This is a genomic window from Blautia sp. HCP3S3_B11 (assembly GCF_052064435.1).
Taxonomy (GTDB): domain Bacteria; phylum Bacillota; class Clostridia; order Lachnospirales; family Lachnospiraceae; genus Blautia_A.
This window is the reverse complement of sequence record NZ_JBQHVP010000003.1, coordinates 208,405-214,941: the sequence shown is the minus strand read 5'-3', so window position 1 is coordinate 214,941 and position 6,537 is coordinate 208,405. Positions and strand designations below refer to the sequence as shown.

Here is a 6,537-nt window from a genome sequence, read left to right as displayed (position 1 = left end):
TGTTCACTTTGGCAAAATCAAACGCGGTGCAAACGAAAGGGCAGTTTTTCTATAGTTTAAGACTGCTTTTTCGTTTACACCGCTATTGATTCTAGCCTAAAGAAGTTACCTAATAATCTTTTCAAACCGAAACATTCCGTCCGGAAACTGCTCGTCCTGCTTTTCAGCATTCATTTCCGGATTATTGGGGGCTTGGTGATATTTGTTAAAGAACTCTACGATGTGAAAACCACATCTGTTCACATAAAAATGGATGTTCCGCTGCTCGAAATAGGGCGTTACGGTTTCCCAGACTTTCACTTCTGGATATAACTTCTCAACTTCGCACCATGCAGCATACCCGATGCCTTTGCTATGAACTGATGGCGCAATGAAAAGAAGATCTAGGTCGCCTTTTTCACCCTCGACTTTAATCACAACACCGCCTACTTTTTTGCCATCGAGTACGATGCGGTAAGCTTCACCATCGTCAATGGACTGCTCAATCGTTTCTCGTGATATAATCTGTCCATCTTCCTCAAAATGATTATCTCTAAGGCCAAATTCTTCCAGGGCACCGTAATTGAAGGCTTCCTGATTGTCTAAAACAAATTGCTCTCTATCACTGTGTTCAAGGGGGCGCAACTGCACAATAGTAGTCATGTCTTTACTTCTAAAAATCCCGATTTTCTCAATTCTCCAAACTTGAATTTAGTTTTGCGTGAGTTTTACATACTCCGCAACCAAAAAGATGTTTTTCAAATCTTCCTCATCTAATCCACGGTAGACAAACAAATCATCGTGCAGTGGCATTACTTCCTCGATATTTTCGCTTTCAATATGAAATTCTCCTGTGCTTAAATCAATGCCGACAAGAGCATTGCCTGTCTTATAGCTTTTTATATTAGGAAGCACACCTTTGGGCAATTTGTTGCGAGAGAATGCATTCTCTGTGATATTGAGTGCAACTATTTCTTGAAAAGCTGCATCGTTAAATACTTGATGGGCATATTTATTTCTGAAATATTGATCTACTTCTGTTCCTGTTTTTCGGTTTGGCTTCATCGCTGCATGGTGTGCTTCAAAAATTCGTTTCCACTCTGCAAGCATTTCTGCTGTTGGTTTAACGGTTAGCATTTTGTTTCTTCCTCTACAACTTCCGATTGTATAATTGAAAAAATGAAAAACGCATAGACAACTGTGTCTATTAGTGAAAATACGACATTTCTCGCTTTGTGTCGTGTTATTTGCAGATAACAGATTCTATATTTGATGATGAAAGGAGGAGTTGAGGTGGACCAAGTAAAAATCGGGAATTTTTTAAAAAAACTTCGCAAAAAAAAGGCATTACACAGGAGCAGTTGGCAGAAATATTAAATGTCTCTGGAAGGACCGTATCCAGATGGGAAACCGGAAACAATATGCCGGATATCAGTATTCTTGTGGATATTGCAGATTATTATGATATCAGCATTCCTGAGATTATCAGTGGAGAAAGGAAAAGCGAGATGATGAATGAAGAAGAAAGAAAAATTGCTAAAACAATGTCAGATTATGCAACTACAGAGAAAGAGAAGATTTTTAAGGAAATGAAGCTCCAAAGTGTCATGGGAGTTTGTGCATTGGTTCTATACTGGATTCTGCATGAAACAGGTGCATATATGTATAATGATGTGTTAGGAAAGCTTGCCGGCTATTGTGAGACCTTGGTATCTGTGTCAGTCATAATGATGGCAGCATTTACGACAGGATCTTTAAGCAAGGTGCGGAGCAAGAGTAGGAAAGTTTTTGTGTTCGAAAATTTCCCAAAACCTATGCAATTAGTTGTAACTGCAGTTGTTGCTTTTGGTGGAACTGCTGTGATCAAGCTGGTACTGGTGTATTTTTTCGGCTTATAAGTATTTTCAAATTCGTATTACATACTATGGAAAAAGAACTTTTTGACATTTCCACAGATGCGTGCTAATATGATTATAGAAAAAGAGTGCTACCGATAGACGGTTAGTCCGTTTTACTATTTAGAATATCATCAAAGATAACCGCTTAGTTTACCAGACCAGGGCGGTTATTTTTGTGGTTTATGATTATCTTTGCCTAATGTATATCCGATACTAAAGCAGGTTAAGCCGAAGCTCACTACTGCTATGAAGTCAACAATACTCATTGGCTTAGCCCTCCTTTCCAGTGGATTCCCTTACAGGTTTCTATGTAATCAGAGGGTCACAGGTCTCCGTTTCACTTCGGTCGTTGCAAAACGAGTGCCACTGGCACTCTGCAACCCTTTGGAGAAGGACTAACCGCCTACCGTTATGGTAGCACCCATTTTTCGATTATAACAGTTAAAAATTACCGGTGCAATATAAAGTTGGTAGAGTAGCATCTGTTAGCCGTGGAAGAGAATCTTTTTGACCAGGGCTTCTGGTGTCAAAACGGTGCCAAGAAATCAGGCGAATAAAAATAAATGGTGCAAATCAGCTGTTTTTCACTGTATTTTGGAGAGAAAATCATAAAAAATATAAGGTAAAACGGGATTAAAGTATCGTGAAGGTGGACGTACTGTTGGATCAGGACGTGTTGATACAGTTATCGAATAATTTCCGACAAGTAATGAGCAGTGCAAATTCGTAGAGTAATGTCCGGTGGAAGCTTGCTCACACAAAGACATTAGTCGGAGAATTTATAGGGCGAATGCCCGACCGAGATGGAGCGAAGCGAAATCGAGGATACACTGTGGTCTATATAAAATATATTGAGTACCGCAAGGTACATGTGTCCAAACGTAAGATACCCCGGAACCGTAAGGTTTCCGGGGTTTTTCTGTTGAGCTGAGAGAGTAATTATTTGTGGATTTTCAATAAGAAAGCAGGAACAATTGACGAAGAATGATAAAATCCTTATAATAAATTAGTATCTGAACAACAGATAAAATCAATTACACAAAAATCAATAACAAGAGGGAGGTCGTTTTATGTTTGGTTTTATGGTAACTGCTGATGGCGGACTTACAACTGCCGGATATGTGATTACAGTTATTGCCGGAATCATTTTGTTTTTCCTGGCGATTTATTTTGCAGGGAAGAATTCAGACAAGAAAAAGCTTACCACAAGACAACTGGTATTCTGTGCCGTAGCTATTGCACTTGCTTTTATTACGTCTTATCTGAAAATCTTCAAACTGCCGTGGGGAGGAAGCGTCACTCTTTGCAGTATGCTTTTTATTGTTCTGATTGCGAACTGGTATGGGGTTGGAACAGGCATTATGGCCGGGTTTGCTTACGGAATCCTGCAGTTTATCCAGGAGCCTTATATACTTTCATTTTTTCAGGTGTGCTGTGATTACATACTTGCATTTGCGGCACTTGGACTGGCAGGATTATTTGCAAAACAGAGTCATGGACTTCTGAAAGGATACATAATAGCTGTAATTGCCAGAGGGGCTTTTCATTCTCTGGGAGGTTATCTTTATTGGATGAGCTATATGCCGGACAATTTCCCGAAATCTCTGACAGCCGTATATCCTATCTTATATAATTACAGCTATCTGCTGGCAGAGGGCATTATCACGGTGATCATCATTTCAGTACCTGCAGTGTCAAAAGCACTGACCCAGGTAAAGCGTGCAGCACTGCAGTAGTTTGTTTTGTCTGGCAACAGGGATGTGTCGTTGCCCGGTACTCAGAACATTTGGTATGGTAATTTTGTTTAAGGAAGTGTAAGAATGACAATAACAACCTTGTGTTATATAGAAAATAATGGCAAATATCTGATGCTTCACAGGATAAAAAAGCACAATGACATAAATGAGGGAAAGTGGATTGGAGTCGGCGGACATGCAGAGGGTCAGGAATCCCCTGAGGAATGTCTTTTTCGTGAAGTGAAAGAAGAAACAGGATTAACGCTGACATCTTATAAACTTCGAGGTCTGGTTACATTTATAAGCGATAAATGTGAACCGGAGCTTATGTGTGTATTTACAGCCAACGAATATATCGGTGAATTAACAGAATGCAATGAAGGAGAACTTTACTGGATAGATAAAGCTGTTGTGCCGACACTTCCCACATGGGAAGGTGACAGAGTTTTTCTGGATTTGCTTCTTTCAGGAGATGAGCGATTTTTTTCTTTAAAATTGCAGTATGAAGGGGAGAAACTCGTAGATAAACAAGTAAATTTATATTAACCGAATTATAGCAATTCCATATGGAACTGCAATAAGTAAGTCCCCTGCGGAGGTTGCGAAAAGCAATAAGTTAAGCGGGTGGGACGAATATTCACCCGCTCTGGAGGAATTTATCAATGAAACGAATATCGCTGGATGACCTTCTTCATACCAGGCAGGATCTTGCCTACTCGGAACAGTATGGATACATAATGAAATTACTGGAAAAAGGTCAGATAAAACCTGTGAAGGCTTCTAAGAGCAATGGCAAGAAGCCGGCGCTTTATCGCGAATACTGGATGGTAGAAGAACAGAAGGATTACAGCAATTATATAGAAGAAATAAAATATACCTTTTCTACCATGATTTCCGTGGATTATTATCTGGCGCATCCGGATACATATGAGAAAGACCGAATCTGGGTACTTATGCTGAATGAATATCTGAAAAAATATGCAGATGCCTTACTGACACCGGAATCTCTGAATGAAAGAAGCTTTGAAATATGGCACAGAGAGAAATTTCTGGACAGAGAGCAGGGAAAGAAGATTCTGAAACGCTGCGGACTTAATGTGGAGGCTCTGAATGTCTACAGGACAACAGAGCCCCTTTCATATTATACACATACAAGAAATACGCCGCAGAATATCCTGATTCTGGAAAATAAAGATCCTTTTTTCAGTATGCGCAATTACCTGCTGAATGGACATACGGAAATTTTTGGTGCAGAAATCGGAACTCTGATTTATGGTGCCGGAAAGGGCATTATCCGTTCTTTTCAGGATTTTGATCTGTGTGCGGAACCCTATATGAAACATCCGAAGAATACAATTTATTATTTCGGGGATCTGGATTATGAGGGCATTGGTATATACGAAAATCTGGCAGAAAAATTTCGCAGCAGATGGAAAATCCTTCCTTTTGTGCCGGCATATCAGGCTATGCTTGGAAAAGCAGAACAGATAACTGAACTTCCGGAGACAAAGGAGCATCAGAACAGAAATATCAGTACACAATTTTTCTCCTGTTTTGATGAAATAATGGTCAAAAAAATGGAAGCTATACTGGATAAGGACAGATATATCCCTCAGGAAATTTTAAACACTGCAGATTTCTGATGCAGATTCTGACACAGGGCGGTGGCTTCTTTGCTGCTGAGAACGGAGTGAACAGTAACCGGCTTCTTTATATTATGGAGAATCTTATGATAAAAAATAATTGATTTTTAAGAGACAGTCTGTTAGAATATACCTGTGAAAAGGGAGTAGCTTGCCGGGTAGATTCGGTTCACTTCTTCGTCAGGACAGTTATTGAAACATATAACTCGGAAAGTGATGAAATTGCGAGACTTTTACTGTGAATGCAGTAGGAGTCTCTTTTTTTATACCTACTGCAAAATAAATGTATTCCGGAATCTTTTTATATTTGATTTTGTGAGTACGTAATAAAAGAAAGAGAGGTAGAAATGATGTTTTTACAGGTTATTATTCTGCTGGCAGGTTTTTTGTTTCTGGTGAAAGGTGCAGACTGGTTTGTGGAGGGTGCAGCCAGTATTGCGAAAAAGCTGGGAATTCCACAGTTGATCATTGGATTAACCATTGTAGCAATGGGAACCAGCATGCCGGAGGCAGCAGTCAGTATTACTGCTGCAATAAATAAGAATGCAGGTATTACCATTGGAAATGTAGTCGGAAGTAATATCCTGAATATTTTCATCATCCTGGGAATCACAGCAGTAATTACGAATGTAGCGATTCAAAAATCCACGCTTCTTTACGAAATTCCGTTTATGACAGTGATAACAATTATTTTGCTGATCTTTGGTATCACAGGTTCAGAGGTGACTTTTATTGAAGGTGTGATTTTCTGGATACTGTTTCTGATATATCTGGGATATCTGTTTGTGATGGCAAAGAAAGGGAACGATCAGGAAGAAGCAGAAGCAAAGGATAATCCGGTATGGAAATGTATGCTCCTGATGGTAATCGGTGGAATTCTGGTCGTAAAGGGCAGTGATTTTGCTGTCAGCGGAGCAACGGAGATTGCCCGTTATTTTGGCATGAGTGAGAGATTTATCGGGCTGACAATTGTTGCACTGGGAACATCTCTTCCGGAACTTGTCACATCAGTAACAGCTGCCAGAAGAGGAAATACAGGAATTGCCATTGGAAATATAGTCGGAAGCAATATTTTTAATATTTTGTTTGTTATCGGTACAACAGCACTCATCTGTACTGTGCCGTTTGAGAGCAAATTTATTATTGATACTGTAATTGCAGTTCTGTGCGGAGTAATACTCTGGATTGGTACATTCAGACATAAAGAATTAAGAAAACCCTGTGGTGTGGTTATGCTGTTGTGTTATGTCGCATATTTCCTGTATTTATGTCTGGTATAAC

At 39.6% G+C, this 6,537-nt stretch carries 7 protein-coding genes; 5 read left to right on the top strand and 2 right to left on the bottom strand.

Annotated elements, in window-relative coordinates:
* Window positions 1–105: 105 nt before the first annotated feature.
* Window positions 106–642, bottom strand: coding sequence for a GNAT family N-acetyltransferase (locus ACTNC0_RS03700; protein WP_279208076.1), 537 nt, complete (start codon window positions 640–642; stop codon window positions 106–108).
* A 48-nt stretch (window positions 643–690) separates the two neighbouring features.
* Window positions 691–1,116, bottom strand: a complete 426-nt coding sequence (locus tag ACTNC0_RS03695) for a hypothetical protein (protein ID WP_004080816.1) — start codon at window positions 1,114–1,116, stop codon at window positions 691–693.
* Window positions 1,117–1,340: 224 nt separating this feature from the next.
* Between ACTNC0_RS03695 and ACTNC0_RS03690 the strand changes: the two genes are divergently transcribed.
* From ACTNC0_RS03690 to ACTNC0_RS03670, 5 genes are all read left to right on the top strand, one after another.
* Complete coding sequence (locus tag ACTNC0_RS03690) at window positions 1,341–1,877, top strand: helix-turn-helix domain-containing protein (protein WP_441086377.1); 537 nt, start codon at window positions 1,341–1,343, stop codon at window positions 1,875–1,877.
* A 1,070-nt stretch (window positions 1,878–2,947) separates the two neighbouring features.
* Window positions 2,948–3,613: an energy-coupled thiamine transporter ThiT gene (locus ACTNC0_RS03685; RefSeq protein WP_025580146.1), complete on the top strand. Its 666-nt coding sequence runs from the start codon at window positions 2,948–2,950 to the stop codon at window positions 3,611–3,613.
* An 84-nt stretch (window positions 3,614–3,697) separates the two neighbouring features.
* Window positions 3,698–4,159 (top strand): NUDIX hydrolase, encoded by a 462-nt coding sequence (locus ACTNC0_RS03680; RefSeq protein ID WP_291811156.1) that lies wholly within the window; start codon window positions 3,698–3,700, stop codon window positions 4,157–4,159.
* Between the two features lie 116 nt (window positions 4,160–4,275).
* A complete protein-coding gene (locus tag ACTNC0_RS03675; protein WP_291816146.1) occupies window positions 4,276–5,256 on the top strand; it encodes a Wadjet anti-phage system protein JetD domain-containing protein in 981 nt (326 codons plus the stop codon).
* A 350-nt stretch (window positions 5,257–5,606) separates the two neighbouring features.
* The gene (locus ACTNC0_RS03670; RefSeq protein WP_416386418.1) at window positions 5,607–6,536 is read left to right on the top strand and encodes a calcium/sodium antiporter; all 930 of its coding nucleotides are present in this window, start codon (window positions 5,607–5,609) and stop codon (window positions 6,534–6,536) included.
* Window position 6,537 lies beyond the last annotated feature (1 nt).

What these genes read in the sequence shown, in the direction of transcription:
- ACTNC0_RS03680 (WP_291811156.1), top strand. Translation starts at nt 3,698, where the DNA reads ATGACAATAACAACCTTGTGTTATATAGAAAATAATGGCAAATATCTG.
- ACTNC0_RS03675 (WP_291816146.1), top strand. Translation starts at nt 4,276, where the DNA reads ATGAAACGAATATCGCTGGATGACCTTCTTCATACCAGGCAGGATCTT.
- ACTNC0_RS03685 (WP_025580146.1), top strand. Translation starts at nt 2,948, where the DNA reads ATGTTTGGTTTTATGGTAACTGCTGATGGCGGACTTACAACTGCCGGA.
- ACTNC0_RS03700 (WP_279208076.1), bottom strand. Translation starts at nt 642, where the DNA reads ATGACTACTATTGTGCAGTTGCGCCCCCTTGAACACAGTGATAGAGAG.
- ACTNC0_RS03695 (WP_004080816.1), bottom strand. Translation starts at nt 1,116, where the DNA reads ATGCTAACCGTTAAACCAACAGCAGAAATGCTTGCAGAGTGGAAACGA.
- ACTNC0_RS03670 (WP_416386418.1), top strand. Translation starts at nt 5,607, where the DNA reads ATGTTTTTACAGGTTATTATTCTGCTGGCAGGTTTTTTGTTTCTGGTG.